Annotated in this window: 14 protein-coding genes; 11 read left to right on the top strand and 3 right to left on the bottom strand. The window is 59.4% G+C overall.

Annotated features, from left to right (window positions below; all coding sequences use genetic code 11):
- Positions 1-2: 2 nt before the first annotated feature.
- The 6 genes from betA (at position 3) to F3J31_RS06545 (ending at position 6,806) form a co-directional block, all read left to right on the top strand.
- Positions 3-1,667, top strand: a complete 1,665-nt coding sequence (gene betA / locus F3J31_RS06570) for a choline dehydrogenase (protein WP_063621087.1) — start codon at positions 3-5, stop codon at positions 1,665-1,667.
- Positions 1,668-2,258: 591 nt separating this feature from the next.
- Positions 2,259-2,822 carry a fasciclin domain-containing protein gene (locus tag F3J31_RS06565; RefSeq protein WP_024906966.1) on the top strand — a complete coding sequence of 188 codons (564 nt, stop codon included), beginning with the start codon at positions 2,259-2,261 and terminating at the stop codon, positions 2,820-2,822.
- Positions 2,823-2,865: 43 nt separating this feature from the next.
- Positions 2,866-3,420 carry a sigma-70 family RNA polymerase sigma factor gene (locus F3J31_RS06560; protein WP_167212076.1) on the top strand — a complete coding sequence of 185 codons (555 nt, stop codon included), beginning with the start codon at positions 2,866-2,868 and terminating at the stop codon, positions 3,418-3,420.
- Positions 3,417-4,064, top strand: coding sequence for an anti-sigma factor (locus tag F3J31_RS06555; RefSeq protein WP_167213130.1), 648 nt, complete (start codon positions 3,417-3,419; stop codon positions 4,062-4,064). Before F3J31_RS06560 ends, F3J31_RS06555 begins: the two co-directional genes overlap by 4 nt.
- 273 nt (positions 4,065-4,337) lie before the next feature.
- Positions 4,338-5,078, top strand: a complete 741-nt coding sequence (locus tag F3J31_RS06550) for an SDR family oxidoreductase (RefSeq protein ID WP_048026922.1) — start codon at positions 4,338-4,340, stop codon at positions 5,076-5,078.
- Positions 5,079-5,111: 33 nt separating this feature from the next.
- Entirely contained in the window at positions 5,112-6,806 is a 1,695-nt protein-coding gene (locus F3J31_RS06545; protein ID WP_167212073.1) for a thiamine pyrophosphate-binding protein, read from the top strand.
- Positions 6,807-6,839: 33 nt separating this feature from the next.
- Here the strand turns inward: F3J31_RS06545 and F3J31_RS06540 are convergent, their stop codons facing one another.
- Positions 6,840-7,538, bottom strand: coding sequence for a GNAT family protein (locus tag F3J31_RS06540; RefSeq protein ID WP_157188743.1), 699 nt, complete (start codon positions 7,536-7,538; stop codon positions 6,840-6,842).
- A gap of 201 nt (positions 7,539-7,739) precedes the next feature.
- Here F3J31_RS06540 and F3J31_RS06535 point away from each other — a divergent pair, with 201 nt between their 5' ends.
- From F3J31_RS06535 to F3J31_RS06515, 5 genes are all read left to right on the top strand, one after another.
- Positions 7,740-9,308 carry an ABC transporter substrate-binding protein gene (locus F3J31_RS06535; RefSeq protein ID WP_167212070.1) on the top strand — a complete coding sequence of 523 codons (1,569 nt, stop codon included), beginning with the start codon at positions 7,740-7,742 and terminating at the stop codon, positions 9,306-9,308.
- A gap of 97 nt (positions 9,309-9,405) precedes the next feature.
- Complete coding sequence (locus tag F3J31_RS06530; protein WP_126534570.1) at positions 9,406-10,419, top strand: ABC transporter permease; 1,014 nt, start codon at positions 9,406-9,408, stop codon at positions 10,417-10,419.
- The gene (locus F3J31_RS06525; RefSeq protein WP_167212067.1) at positions 10,419-11,252 is read left to right on the top strand and encodes an ABC transporter permease; all 834 of its coding nucleotides are present in this window, start codon (positions 10,419-10,421) and stop codon (positions 11,250-11,252) included. Before F3J31_RS06530 ends, F3J31_RS06525 begins: the two co-directional genes overlap by 1 nt.
- Positions 11,245-12,081 (top strand): ABC transporter ATP-binding protein, encoded by an 837-nt coding sequence (locus F3J31_RS06520; RefSeq protein WP_167212064.1) that lies wholly within the window; start codon positions 11,245-11,247, stop codon positions 12,079-12,081. Before F3J31_RS06525 ends, F3J31_RS06520 begins: the two co-directional genes overlap by 8 nt.
- Entirely contained in the window at positions 12,068-12,772 is a 705-nt protein-coding gene (locus tag F3J31_RS06515; RefSeq protein ID WP_126534567.1) for an ABC transporter ATP-binding protein, read from the top strand. Before F3J31_RS06520 ends, F3J31_RS06515 begins: the two co-directional genes overlap by 14 nt.
- A gap of 78 nt (positions 12,773-12,850) precedes the next feature.
- On the opposite strand, the gene F3J31_RS06510 is transcribed toward F3J31_RS06515, so the two are convergent.
- On the bottom strand, positions 12,851-13,324 hold the full coding sequence (locus F3J31_RS06510) for a cold shock domain-containing protein (protein ID WP_045909648.1): 474 nt from the start codon (positions 13,322-13,324) through the stop codon (positions 12,851-12,853).
- A gap of 131 nt (positions 13,325-13,455) precedes the next feature.
- Positions 13,456-14,226 carry a (S)-acetoin forming diacetyl reductase gene (locus tag F3J31_RS06505; protein WP_045402003.1) on the bottom strand — a complete coding sequence of 257 codons (771 nt, stop codon included), beginning with the start codon at positions 14,224-14,226 and terminating at the stop codon, positions 13,456-13,458.
- Positions 14,227-14,231 lie beyond the last annotated feature (5 nt).

Genomic DNA, 14,231 nt, shown 5'->3' with positions numbered 1-14,231 from the left:
ATTTGCAATTTGACTACATCATTATCGGGGCCGGCTCTGCCGGCAACGTGCTGGCTACACGACTGACTGAAGATCCGAACACCACCGTCCTGCTGCTTGAAGCGGGCGGGCCGGATTACCGCTTTGACTTCCGCACCCAGATGCCCGCCGCGCTGGCGTTCCCGCTGCAGGGCAAGCGCTACAACTGGGCGTACGAAACCGAACCAGAGCCGTACATGAACAACCGCCGCATGGAGTGCGGGCGCGGCAAAGGGCTGGGCGGCTCGTCGCTGATCAACGGCATGTGCTACATCCGCGGTAACGCAATGGACCTTGACCACTGGGCGAAAGAGCCGGGCCTGGAGCACTGGAGCTACCTCAACTGCCTGCCCTACTACCGCAAGGCAGAGACCCGCGACGTGGGGCCGAACGACTACCACGGCGGCGACGGTCCGGTGAGCGTCACCACTTCGAAACCGGGCGTGAACCCGCTGTTTGAGGCAATGGTGGAGGCGGGCGTGCAGGCGGGCTATCCGCGCACCGACGATCTCAACGGCTATCAGCAGGAAGGCTTCGGCCCGATGGACCGCACGGTCACGCCGCAGGGCCGACGCGCCAGCACCGCGCGCGGCTATCTGGATCAGGCGAAACCGCGCCCAAACCTGACCATCCGCACCCACGCCATGACCGATCGCATCCTCTTTGAGGGCAAGCGCGCGGTGGGCGTCGAGTGGCTGGAGGGTGAAAGCACCATCCCATCCAAAGCGACGGCAAAAAAAGAAGTGCTGCTGAGCGCCGGGGCGATTGCCTCCCCGCAGATCCTCCAGCGCTCCGGCGTGGGCAACGCTGACCTGCTGAAACAGTTCGATATCCCGCTGGTACACGATCTGCCCGGCGTGGGCGAAAACCTGCAGGATCACCTGGAGATGTACCTCCAGTACGAATGTAAAGAGCCGGTCTCCCTCTATCCTGCCCTGCAGTGGTGGAACCAGCCGAAGATTGGCGCCGAGTGGCTGTTTGGCGGCACCGGCGTGGGCGCGAGCAACCACTTCGAAGCGGGTGGGTTTATCCGCAGCCGTGAAGAGTTTGAGTGGCCGAACATTCAGTACCACTTCCTGCCGGTGGCGATTAACTACAACGGCTCGAACGCGGTGAAAGAACATGGCTTCCAGTGCCACGTCGGCTCCATGCGCTCCCCGAGCCGTGGGCACGTGCGCATCCAGTCGCGCGATCCGCACCAGCATCCGGCGATCCTGTTCAACTACATGTCCCACGAGCAGGACTGGCAGGAGTTTCGCGATGCGATCCGCATTACCCGCGAGATCATGCACCAGCCCGCGTTGGACAAGTACCGCGGCCGTGAAATCAGTCCGGGTATAGACTGCCAGACCGACGAGCAGTTGGACGAGTTCGTGCGCAACCACGCCGAAACCGCCTTCCACCCGTGCGGCACCTGCAAGATGGGTTACGACGAGATGGCGGTGGTCGACGGCGAAGGCCGCGTTCACGGGCTGGAAGGGCTGCGCGTGGTAGATGCGTCGATTATGCCGCAGATCATCACCGGCAACCTGAACGCCACCACCATTATGATCGGCGAAAAGATTGCCGACGCCATTCGCGGACGCGAGCCGCTGGCGAAGAGCACGGCCGCGTATTATGTGGCGAACGGGGCACCTGTTCGTCGCTGAGGATATTTCTCCTCACCCTGGCCCTCTTCCCATAGGCTGAGGGATCCCCAGTAATTTTAAGCAGCATCAATAACGTTGTTTAAGAACGACTGAAGCCTTTCAGCGATGCCCTGGTCCGGCTGTAAATCGCTGAGGCGTTTCCTGCAGGCCGGGGCGAGGCGCATGGATGCGCCGAGAGGGCGGGCTTTACAGGGACGTTACCTCCGCCCGTCCCCGATAAGCCGGAAGGAATAAGCCGAGGGCACCGCGTAGCGGCGATTTACCGCCGGGAGCCCGGGTCGCCAGGGTGGTGGCGACTGAGCCACCCTGGCACGTTCACAGGTTATGGGGTTACAGAGTAGCAAGGAACATAAAGTGAACGGAATGACCACAACAGCTGTATGTTCCCCTCACCCTAACCCTCTCCCCGGAGGGGCGAGGGGACTGTTCCGTGCTGGCATTACTTTGTGGGGCCCCCTCAGCTCCATAGGGGAGAGGGGATTAACCTCCCCCTTCAAAAATTTATTTTTATTTTCCTGCATCCAGTTTCCACCCGCCCCTCGTATATCAGTCTGTGAGCAACCCCTTTGCTCCCCAATCCGAGGAAAGATGATGAAAAAGCTAACCCGTGTTGCATTCGTAACCAGCGCTTTACTCTTCTGTGCAGGCGCATCAGCCGCCATGACGTCAGGCTCCGTGATGGTGGGCGGAGCGGAAATGTTCCCGAGCAAAAATATTGTTGAAAACGCCATAAACTCGAAAGATCACACCACGCTGGTAGCCGCCGTCAAAGCGGCAGGACTGGTGGACACGCTTCAGAGCAAAGGGCCATTCACCGTGTTTGCGCCGACCAATGCGGCGTTTGCGAAATTGCCTGCCGGCACGGTCGAGAACCTGGTCAAACCCGAAAACAAAGCCACGCTCACCAGCATCCTGACCTATCACGTGGTCGCCGGTAATTACGATATGAAAGCGCTGGAGCAGAAAATTAAACAGGGCGGCGGCCACGCGGAGCTGAAAACCGTTAACGGTCAGCCGCTGTGGATCATGAGCAACGGTCCGCACAATATTCAGCTTAAGGACGGTAAAGGCAATGTGGCGAACATTAGCACCTATGACGTTCATCAAAAAAACGGCGTGATCGATGTGATTGATACCGTCCTGATGCCTAAGTAGTTGTCTATACTTCGGAAGTGTGACGTTGCCTTCCGGGAAAAACATGGATAACGCGCTGGCTGAACAGCAACTAAAATTAATGCAGGCGGTCGCAAACGGCGATCGCCGTGCATTTGAACAACTTTATCGACTCACGTCGCCACACCTGTTTGCCGTCGCGCTGCGCATGCTGCGTGACCGCGCGTGGGCAGAAGAGATCCTTCACGACTGTTTTATCACCGTCTGGAGTAAAGCCGAAACCTACAACGCTGCACTGAGCTCCCCGATGACCTGGCTTACGCACATTGTGCGCAACCGCTGTATCGACTGGCTGCGCAGCGGGCAAACCCGCGCTACCGACCGCGAGACGGCGTATAACGACGCGATTCTGCCTTGCGAGAACGATGAGCAGAATAACTGGCACGACGATGTGCAGGCAGAACGGCTCAGGCAGTGTCTCGAACATTTGAGCAGCGAACAGCGCCAGAGCATTACGCTCGCCTACTATCAGGGAATGTCTCACAGCGACATTGCCGACTGGCTCCAGCAGCCTCTGGGCTCGGTGAAAAGCTGGATACGTCGGGCAATGGACCATCTTCGGGAGTGTGTCGGGCTATGAATGACGCAGAAAAACGCGACGACATGCTGGCAGCAGAGTATGCCCTCGGCACGCTGCGGGGAGGAGCGCGGCTTCAGTTCCAGAAAAGGGTCCTCCATGAACCCGCTCTGGCCGCCCGCGTGGCGTACTGGCAGGAAATGTTCAGCACGCTGGATAGTCATCTTGTGCCCGTCCCGCCACCCGAGACGGTGTGGAAGAGAATCGCCCTCGATCTGCCGCCCAAAAAGCCTTTACGCAAAAGTCGGCCTTATGTCGGCTGGATGGCTGCGGCCTCCCTCGCCGCCCTGTCGGTCGTTGCCTGGTATGCCATCCGTACCCCGGAACTCGCTCCGCTGATGGTACTCAACGATACCCAACAGCACGGACAGTGGGTCGTCAGCGCGGACGCCAGCCGTCAGCACCTGAGCATTGCCCCTCTTCGACCAACGGCTGTCGAGGCGCAACACAGCCTGCAGCTTTGGCTGATCCCAGGCGGGCAGGCGCCGGTATCCATGGGGCTGCTGCATAACGACATCCCCACACGCGTCACTCTCAGGAACACAACGCTCCCTCCTGACGCCACGATAGCCATAAGCCTTGAACCAGAGGGCGGCTCGCCCACTGGACTCCCCACAGGCCCGGTGCTTTACAGTGGCAAATTATAATCCTCAGGCCCTGTTCGCAGGGCCGCTATCGTGACCCGATTTCATTTATGTACTATTCTCGGTTACCTATAAGAATTAAATATTAGGTCTGCAATTAATTTAATTATTAAAAAACGACATTGACAGACTCTTCCGTACTCCATTAAGTTTTAAACGAACATCATTTTATTCCCGATACACAATATATCCAAAACCGCGTTAATGAATTTGTCATTATTCATTAACGCTTCTCTGCCTTTTATTTTTTGCATCACTCAATAGCGAGATAAGATCATGAATAATAGTGCAAACAAGGTTGTTGTCATTACCGGTGCCAGCAGCGGTATTGGTCAGGCGATTGCCCTCCATTTAGCGAATAACGCGTTTTCGCTGGTGCTGGTGGCGCGCCGTCTGGACAGAATTAATGCCCTGGTGGATCAGATTATTCAGCAAGGCGGCAAGGCTATTGCCGTCAAGGCCGATGTCACCCGTCAGGAAGAGGTTCAGCGCGCCATTGACGCTGCCGTTGACGCCTACCAGCGCGTGGATGTGCTGATCAACAACGCGGGCTTTATGGCTATCGCTCCCCTCAGCGAGCTGAAAACCGACGAATGGGACAAGATGATTGATACCAATCTGAAAGGGGTACTGTACGGCATCGCTGCCGCTTTCCCGGTGTTCCAGCGTCAGGGCAGCGGGCATTTTATTAACGTTGCCTCCGTCGCGGGCATCAAGGTGCTGGCGCCTGGCGGCGTGGTGTACAGCGCCACGAAATTCGCCGTCCGCGCGCTGAGTGAAGGCTTACGTCAGGAGGCGGGTAAAACCCTCCGCACGACGCTTATTTCGCCCGGTGCCGTCGAGAGCGAACTGCAATTCGGTAGCTCTGACGAAGAGAGCAAAAAATTTCTCCATGAGTTTTATAAGCAGGCTATTCCGGCTGACGCGATTGCCCGCGCGGTTTTATTTGCTATTGAACAGCCTGGCGACGTTGATATTAATGAAATTGTTGTTCGTCCAACGCAGGAAGAATTTTAGCCTGGGTTAAATAATACTGAATGAGGTGTCAGTATGATTAAATCATTAACGTCCTTATCAGATCTCAATATGCGAACGGGTGCCGATATTCTCCTTGAAGTGCTGGAGAGTGAAGGCGTGGAATATATTTTTGGCAACCCCGGTACCACCGAGCTTCCGCTCATTGATGCCCTGCTTCGCCATGAAAATATTCATTATATTCTGGCGCTACAGGAGAGCACCGTGGTGGCAATTGCTGACGGCTATGCGAAAGCCTCCGGCAAAACGGGCTTTATCAATTTGCATACCGCGAGCGGCCTCGGGCACGGCATGGGGAATCTCATTAATTCGCGGATCATGAAAACCCCGCTGGTTGTCACCGTCGGACAGCAGGATACGCGACACTACGTGCGCGACCCGCTCCTGTACGATGATATTGTTTCCATTGGCTCCCCGGTCATGAAATGGGCGCAGGAGGTCACCAGCGCCGACCAGCTCCCGGTGCTGGTGCGCCGGGCGTTTCATGCTGCCAGCTATCCTCCGGCTGGTCCGGTGCTGCTCTCTCTGCCAATGAACGTGATGGAAGAGCTGAGCGACGCCGGGATACAAACGGCCTCTAAAGTGAACTACCACACCGTGGCGGGCTCGCTGGACGAGCTGGCCGAAGAACTGAGCCAGGTTACGCCCGGCAGGATCATGATTGTGGCAGGCGATGAGGTGCACTCCAGCGGCTCGACGCAGGAGATTGTCCAGCTGGCGGAAGCGCTCAGCGCCCACGTCTACGGCTCCTCCTGGCCGCTGAATTTACCTTTTCCCACTCAGCACGCGCTCTGGCGGGGCAATATGCCCACCACCGCCAGCGAAATCGCCAGCATCATCAATGCCTACGATGCCGTATTCATCATCGGCGGCAGAAGCCTGATCACCATTTTGTACAGCGAGGGCGAGGCCATTCCGGCGACCTGCGCGGTGTATCAGCTCTCGGCGGATATGCACGAACTTGGCCGCACCTATGCCACTCGCCTTTCGGTGATGGGGGATATCAAATTGTCCCTGCACGAACTGCTGCCGAAGCTTGAGCAGCGCCTGATCGCCAGCAGGCTGGTCCACCAGCGGCTGCTGGTTGCGGCCCGCGACGAACGGGAGAAGGAGTGGCAGCAGCAGGAGGAACGTCTGGCCGCCGAGCGGCTACGCCCGGCGATCTCCCCGATGGTCGCAGCCTGGGAAGTCATCCGATCCATTCCGGCGGGTACCACCATCGTTGATGAGGCGATAGCGACCGCCAGGCATGTCCGCCGGTTCATCTCTGACCAGCAGCACCAGCGCTACTACTTTATGCGCGGCGGCGGGCTGGGCTGGGGGATGCCTGCCTCAGTAGGGCACTCGCTGGGACGCGGACGGGAGCCGGTGGTCTGCCTGATAGGTGACGGAGCCTCCCTGTACTCGCCGCAGGCGCTCTGGACGGCGGCACACGAAAATCTGCCGGTCACCTTTATCGTCATGAATAACAGGGAGTACAACATCCTGAAAAACTTTATGAAGAGCCAGGCTGACTACAGCTCAACGCGGCTGGGGCGTTTTATCGGGATGGACCTGGTGAACCCGCATATCGATTTTCAGTCGCTGGCCACCGCCATGGGCGTCCACTGCTGCCGGGTAACCGAGGCTGCCGATATCGCCGAAGCGGTAGCGCGCGGGCTACAGTCAGGAAAAACCAACCTGATTGAAATCGCGATTTCCGCGGATTAGCCGCGCGTTTACGCTGTACCCTACATAAAAAACTTATAACCGAAACGCCTCAAGGCGCCTTATCTGACGCCCGTCGTCGTCAAAATTCTCCGCCGCCAGCCAGGCGCGCAGCTCCGCATCTCTTTGCGGCCATTCGCCGTCAATAATAGAAAGCATATCGCTGTCGCGGTTGCGCCCTTTGCGCACCAGCTTCTGGCGCAGGCGCCCTTCCCAGACAAACCCCAGCCGCTCCGCCGCCCTGCGCGACGCCACGTTCATCGAATCGCACTTCCACTCGAGGCGCCGGTAGCCGTGCTCAAACGCATTTTTCAGCAGCAGCCACACCGTTTCAGTGCCGATGCGGGAACCTTTCATCTTACGCGACCAGGTGACATGTCCTATCTCAACCGACCCCAGCAGCCGCTCGTTAGCCATATAGCTCACCAGCCCCACCGCCCGTTCGGTGCGTAAGTCAATGACGGCAAACGGCACAAGCTCATCATCCATGACCTTCGCCATGATCCAGTGCGCGGTGGCTTCCACGCTCGTGGGCTGCGTGCTGGCAAGCCACGTCCAGTCGCTGTCGTCGCCCAGCGCGTAGGCCTCATAGAGATCGGCCGCGTGGCGATCGGCGTCCAGCGGCTCCAGGCGACAATACTGGCCGAACAGCGGCGTGCGGGTTAACGCGCGCGCGCCTTTCCAGTCGGGAACGATATCGTTAACGGTTTGACCATGTTGATTGATTTCGGGCACGGCGATGACTCCCTGAAAGGTAAGGCATTTGTTATAGCAGGTTAAAAAGCAGGCGAAAAGCAGCGTGTTTTAATAGCCCGAGCGCATGCGATATTCCCGGAAGGCATAAGTAAAGCTGAATTTCGACTTTGTGGAATGTCACAGTCGCCCTAACGTAGCGGAGCATAAAACAATCACAATATATTCTTCTCAGGGATCGCTATGACAAAAAAACTGTTGCCGTTACTGGTGCTGGCTGCGCTCTCAGGCGCAGCCCACGCCGCTACGCCGCCCAACACGCTGGTGGTTGCCCAGGGGCTTGATGATATCGTGAGCCTCGACCCGGCCGAAGCCAACGAGCTCTCCAGCATCCAGACCGTGCCGAGCCTGTACCAGCGTCTGGTACAGCCGGACCGCGATAATCCGGAAAAAATCACGCCGATTCTGGCAGAAAGCTGGGAAGCGGACGCGGCAGCAAAAACCCTGACCATCAAGCTTAAACCCGATGCGAAATTCGCCTCCGGCAATCCGCTGCGCCCGGAAGACGTGATCTTCTCTTATACCCGCGCCGTGACGCTGAACAAATCCCCGGCCTTTATCCTCAACGTGCTGGGCTGGGAGGCGAGCAACATCGCCAGCCAGCTGAAGAAAGTGGACGATCATACCCTCCAGCTTCACTGGACGGCGGACGTCAGCCCGTCGGTGGCGCTGAATATTCTCTCCACGCCGATTGCCTCCATCGTCGATGAAAAAGAGGTCGCCGCGAACGTGAAGAATAATGACTTCGGTAACGCGTGGCTGAAAATGCACTCGGCGGGCAGCGGCGCATTCAAAATGCGCGTCTATCAGCCGCATCAGGCCATCGTGCTGGAAGCTAACGACTCCGCGCCCGGCGGCGCGCCGAAGCTCAAAAGCATCATCATTAAAAACGTCCCCGATCCGGCTTCACGCCGCCTGCTGATCCAGCAGGGGGACGCGGACGTGGCGCGCGATCTGGGTGCAGATCAGATAAGCGCCCTGGACGGCAAGCCGGGTGTGAAGGTGCTGAGCATTCCGTCCGCCGAGCAGAATTACCTGGTGTTTAACACCGGCAACAGCGCCAATCCGCTGCTTAATAACCCGGCCTTCTGGGAAGCGTCGCGCTGGCTGGTCGATTATGACGGCATCACGAAGAACCTGCTGAAAGGCCAGTATTTTGTTCATCAGAGCTTCCTGCCGGTCGGCCTGCCGGGCGCGCTGGAAGATAATCCGTTTAAATTTGACCCGGCAAAAGCGAAAGCCATTCTCGCCAAAGCGGGCATTAAGGACGCGCACTTCACGCTGGACGTGGAGAACAAGCCGCCGTTTATCACCATCGCCCAGTCGATGCAGGCGAGCTTCGCTCAGGGTGGCGTGAAGGTGGATCTGCTGCCTGCCGCCGGGAGCCAGGTCTATGCCCGCGTGCGCGCTAAGCAGCATCAGGCGGCGATTCGTCTGTGGATCCCGGACTACTTCGATGCGCACTCTAACGCCAGCGCCTTCGCGTGGAACGACGGGAAGTCCAGCACCGTGGCTGGCCTGAACGGCTGGAAAATTCCGGAGCTGAACAAGGCCACGCTGGCGGCGGTTGCCGAACCGGATCCGGCGAAGCGTCTGGATCTGTACAAGAAAATGCAGGAACAGCTGCAGCAGAGCTCGCCGTACGTGTTCGTCGATCAGGGCAAAACCCAGATCGTGGTGCGCGATAACGTGAAGGGGTATCAGCAGGGGCTGAACGCGGATATGGTCTGGTACGATCGCGTCACGAAATAGCCCTTGTTGCCGGGTGGCGCTGCGCTGACCCGGCCTGTGTTCTCGGTTTTTGTAGGCCGGGTAAGGCGAAGCCGCACCCGGCATGAAGAGATTTCCCATGCCACATCTTTCCACCCGCGTGCTTCAGGGCCTGCTGACCCTGCTGCTCACGCTCTTCGGGCTGCTGCTCGTCACGTTTGCGCTCTCGGCGTTTTCACCGGTCGATCGCGTGCTGCAGATCGTCGGGGATCACGCCAGCCAGTCGACGTACGATCAGGTTCGCCACCAGCTTGGGCTGGATCGTCCCCTGCCCGTGCAGTTCTGGCACTACCTGCAAAACCTTGCCCACGGTGATTTGGGCACCGCCAGCGCCACCGGGCAGCCGGTGCTGCAGGATCTACTGCACGCCTTCCCCGCCACGCTGGAGCTGGCAACGCTGGCGCTAATTATCGGCACGGTACTCGGCGTGATTGCGGGTGTGCTGTGCGCCCGCTACGCCGGTTCGCCACTGGACTTAGCGATCAGAACGCTCACCCTGCTCGGCAACTCGGTGCCGATTTTCTGGCTTGGCCTGCTGATGCTGGCCCTGTTCTACGCGAAGCTGCAGTGGAGCGCGGGCCCCGGCAGGCTGGACGATATCTGGCAGTTCACCGTCGAGCCACGCACCGGCTTTGCGCTGATAGATACCTGGCTTTCCGGCGATCGCGAGGCATTCCGCAACGCCCTTAGCCACCTGGTGCTGCCGGTGCTGTTGCTGGCCTATTACTCGCTGGCAAGCATTACTCGCCTGACCCGCTCCGCCTGCCTCGGCGAAATGAACAAGGAGTACATCCTCCTTGCCCGCGCCAAGGGCGCCGGGGAGATGACCATTCTGCTGCGCCACGTGCTGCCGAACATTCGCAGTACCCTGCTGACGGTGATTGCCCTGGCCTACACCAGCATGCTGGAAGGTGCGGTATTAACAGAGACCGTGTTCTCGTGGCCGGGCATCGGACGCTATCTCACCACCGCCCTGTTCGCCGGAGACACCACCGCGGTCATGGGCGGCACGCTGCTGATTGGCGTCTGCTTTGTGCTGATCAATAACCTTACCGACCTGCTTGTGCGGGCGACCGATCCCAGGGTGCGCTGATGCCGTTTTATCTCTTCTTACGCCGCCTGCGCCGCTCCCCTGCCGCCGTTTGCGGACTGATTGCCATCGTGCTGCTGGTGTTTATTGCCCTGTTCGCCCCGTGGCTGGCACCGGTTGATCCGAACTGGCAGGACGCCGCCGCGCGCCTGCAGGCACCGACCGGCCTGCACTGGCTGGGCACCGACGGCTACGGGCGGGATCTGCTCTCGCGCCTGATTTACGGCACGCGTCCGGCGCTCGGGCTGGTGGCCCTGGTGACGGTTATTACCCTGCCCGCCGGGCTGCTGGTGGGCATTTTGTCCGGCTACTACGGCGGCTGGATGGAGCGTATCCTGATGCGCTTCACCGACGTGGTGATGTCAATGCCGCGCCTGATCCTCGCCTTCGCATTTGTCGCGATGCTCGGTCCGGGGCTGGTCAACGGCGCGCTGGCGCTGGCCTTAACCACCTGGCCTGCTTACGCGCGGCAGGCGCGGAGCGAGATCCAGCGTCTGCGCCACAGCGATTATCTGGCCGCCGCCGAGATGATGGGGATCCGCGGCCTGCGCCTGCTGGTCGGCCATATTCTGCCCCTGTGCCTGCCCTCCGCGATTGTGCGGCTGGCGCTGGATCTGGCGGGGATTATTCTGGCAGCCGCCGGTCTCGGCTTCCTCGGCCTTGGCGCACGTCCGCCCATGGCCGAATGGGGGGCGATGATTGCGGACGGCATGCAGGTCATTTTCGACCAGTGGTGGATTGCCGCCATTCCGGGCGGAGCCATCCTGTTTGCCAGCCTGGCGTTTAACCTGTTAGGCGATGGCCTGCGCGACGTACTGGAGCCACAGCATGACTGAACACCGCGTCATCGTCGATGCGCTGAATATCGACTACCCTGCCGCACGCGTGGTCAACAACCTGAGCTTTACGCTTGGCAACGAGCGGCTGGCGCTGGTGGGGGAATCCGGCTCCGGCAAGTCCATGTCCGCCCGCGCCCTGATGGGTCTGGTGCGCAAACCCGGTATCGTAAGCGCCAACCGGCTTAACGTACTGGGCAACGACCTGCTGACCCTGAGCGCCCGCCGCTGGCAGGCGCTGCGCGGCAACGGCATTGCGATGGTCTTGCAGGATCCGCGTTACGCCCTTAATCCCGTCAAAAGCGTCGTCGCCCAGCTTGATGAGGCGCTCACGCTGCATCAGCGCCTGTCGCGCCCGGAGCGTGCGGCGCGTATTCACGACATCCTCCGCGCCGTCGGGCTGAGCGAGAACGTGCTGTCACGCTACCCCGGTGAGCTTTCCGGGGGCATGGGCCAGCGGGTGATGATTGCGATTGCGCTGATCAACAACCCGCAGGTGCTGATTGCCGACGAACCGACCTCCGCGCTGGATGCGCGCCTGCGCAACCAGATCCTCGAGCTGCTGGTGCAGCAGTGCGAAGAACGCCAGATGGCGATGCTGTTAATCAGCCACGATCTGCCGCTGGTGGCGGAGCACTGCGACCGCGTGCTGGTGATGTATCAGGGCGAAAAGGTGGATGAGATGACAGCGAGCCAGCTCCCGCAGGCGACGCATCCGTACACGCGCACCCTGTGGACCTGTCGTCCAGACGCCCATACTTATGGACAGATGCTGCCGACGCTCGACCGTTCACAGCCGTGGAAGGAGGCCAACGATGGCGCTCGTTGAGGTTAACCAGGTGCAGGTCACCTTCGGGGAAAAAACGGCGGTCTCTGCCGCCAGCTTTAGCATTGAGAGAGGCGAAACGTTCAGCCTGATTGGCGAATCCGGCTGCGGCAAATCGACCCTTCTGCGCGTGCTGGCTGGGCTGCAGCGCGACTGGCGCGGCAGTATTGCGCTGCTGGGAGAAGCGTTAACGCCAGGGCGACGTTTTGAAGGCGAGCTTCGCCGCAACGTGCAGATGGTGTTTCAGGATCCGTGGGCGTCGCTGCACCCGAACCACACCATTGCGCGCACGCTGTCGGAGCCGTTAAGCATCCACGGCGAGACGCAGATCGCGGAAAAGGTGGCCAATGCGCTGCACGAGGTGGGGCTCTCCGCCGACGCGGGCAGGCGCTACCCGCACCAGCTTTCCGGCGGCCAGCGTCAGCGCGTTGCCATTGCCCGCGCGCTGCTGCTGCGCCCGCAGCTTCTGTTGCTGGATGAACCGACCTCGGCGCTGGATATGTCGGTACAGGCGGAAATCCTGAACCTGCTTAACCGCCTGAAGGCCGAGCATGAGATGACCTATCTGCTGGTCAGTCACGACGCGGATGTGATTGCCCATATGTCCGACCGGGCGGCATTGATGGCGCACGGGAAGATCCAGAAGGTGTTTGACCGTGAGGCGATGTTACGGGGCGAGCACAGGATGGGTTAAGTGCGTGCGGCGGTGCCCGGTGGCGCGTTGATGGTTTTTCGTAGGCCGGGTAAGGCGTCGCCGCCACCCGGCAAACAATTACTTCAGCAGTTTCACCGTGGCATCAATGTCGATCTCATCTTCGGTGAAGATCAGCGTCGTATTCTGGAAGGTGGTGATCGCCAGCTTCTTCACCGTGCGCATTTCGCCCGGCTTTTTATCAGATTTCGGCTTGATGCTGTTCATCAGCAGCCCCACCGACAGCACCGCATTTTCTTTGTCGATTTTGGTATCCGCGGGCTCTTCTTCGTTGAACACCACGAAGGATTTGATCGAGGTGAGCTTCACGCGCTCGCCTGCGATATAGAGATGTTTGCTTTCGGGGATCACCTTCACCGCGTAGGCGGAAAGGCCTTTGTTGTTGGTGGTTGGCTCGAAGGTCACCGCGGCATCTTTCTTAATCAGATCGGGGTTCGCGACCTTAATCACATGAAAATAGCGGTTGTCGCCGTTTTCATCTTTGATAAATCCAAAGCCTTTATCTTTAAACCACGTTGTGATTGTACCGTTCATCGCTGTTACCGCCTGTCAGATCGTAATGACTAAAGTTTTGCAGCGCGCAGTGTAATGCACAATGGCGGAGGAGACAAAAAAAAGCCCCTGCACGGGTGCAGGGGAAAACTCATGTCAGAGCTTATTAGAATTTAGTTGAACACCATCCCACCATCGATGAGCAGAGACTGGCCGGTCATGTAGTCGGAATCCGGTCCCGCTAGGTATGAAACGCAGGCAGCGACATCTTCCGGTTCGGACAGGCGGCCAAGCGTGATGCGTTTGGCAAAGGTTTCGGTCCCGTAGCCCAGCGGTTTACCCGCCGCCTCGGAGACCTGACGGTCGATCTCTGCCCACATCGGCGTTTTCACGATGCCCGGGCAGTAGGCGTTAACGGTGATCCCCAGCGGAGCAAGATCCCGCGCGGCGGTCTGGGTCAAGCCGCGTACCGCGAACTTGCTGGAACTGTAGACGGCCAGCTCCGGGTTGCCGGTGTGGCCCGCCTGGGAGCAGGCGTTGATAATTTTGCCCCCGTGCCCCTCTTTGCGGAACGCGTCAATCGCGGCCTGGATCCCCCAGATCACCCCTTTCACGTTAATGTTGTAGACCTTGTCGACAATCTCCGGCGTGATGGACTCGATCGGCGTGGACGGCGCGATCCCGGCGTTATTGACGATCACGTTGAAGCCGCCCAGCGCGGTGCGGGCTTTCTCCACCGCCGCAAATACCTGCTCGCGGTCAGAGACGTCCACCTTCACGGCGACGGCATTACCGCCGTTACGGATGATTTCATCGGCGACGGCTCTTGCCGTTTCCACGTTATAGTCGGCGATGGCGACGGCAAATCCATCCTTCACCAGGCGAAGCGCAATTGCTTTACCAATCCCCTGGCCTGAGCCTGTTACGAGAGCAACTTTTTGCATTTCTC

The sequence above is a fragment of the Enterobacter sp. Acro-832 genome (genome assembly GCF_011752745.1).
GTDB lineage: Bacteria > Pseudomonadota > Gammaproteobacteria > Enterobacterales > Enterobacteriaceae > Enterobacter > Enterobacter quasiroggenkampii.
This window is presented reverse-complemented; position numbering and strand designations above follow the sequence as displayed.

Coding starts and splice junctions, on each gene's coding strand:
- F3J31_RS06565 (WP_024906966.1), top strand. CDS start 2,259: ATGAAAAAGCTAACCCGTGTTGCATTCGTAACCAGCGCTTTACTCTTC.
- F3J31_RS06560 (WP_167212076.1), top strand. CDS start 2,866: ATGGATAACGCGCTGGCTGAACAGCAACTAAAATTAATGCAGGCGGTC.
- F3J31_RS06555 (WP_167213130.1), top strand. CDS start 3,417: ATGAATGACGCAGAAAAACGCGACGACATGCTGGCAGCAGAGTATGCC.
- F3J31_RS06550 (WP_048026922.1), top strand. CDS start 4,338: ATGAATAATAGTGCAAACAAGGTTGTTGTCATTACCGGTGCCAGCAGC.
- F3J31_RS06545 (WP_167212073.1), top strand. CDS start 5,112: ATGATTAAATCATTAACGTCCTTATCAGATCTCAATATGCGAACGGGT.
- F3J31_RS06535 (WP_167212070.1), top strand. CDS start 7,740: ATGACAAAAAAACTGTTGCCGTTACTGGTGCTGGCTGCGCTCTCAGGC.
- F3J31_RS06530 (WP_126534570.1), top strand. CDS start 9,406: ATGCCACATCTTTCCACCCGCGTGCTTCAGGGCCTGCTGACCCTGCTG.
- F3J31_RS06525 (WP_167212067.1), top strand. CDS start 10,419: ATGCCGTTTTATCTCTTCTTACGCCGCCTGCGCCGCTCCCCTGCCGCC.
- F3J31_RS06520 (WP_167212064.1), top strand. CDS start 11,245: ATGACTGAACACCGCGTCATCGTCGATGCGCTGAATATCGACTACCCT.
- F3J31_RS06515 (WP_126534567.1), top strand. CDS start 12,068: ATGGCGCTCGTTGAGGTTAACCAGGTGCAGGTCACCTTCGGGGAAAAA.
- F3J31_RS06510 (WP_045909648.1), bottom strand. CDS start 13,324: ATGAACGGTACAATCACAACGTGGTTTAAAGATAAAGGCTTTGGATTT.
- F3J31_RS06505 (WP_045402003.1), bottom strand. CDS start 14,226: ATGCAAAAAGTTGCTCTCGTAACAGGCTCAGGCCAGGGGATTGGTAAA.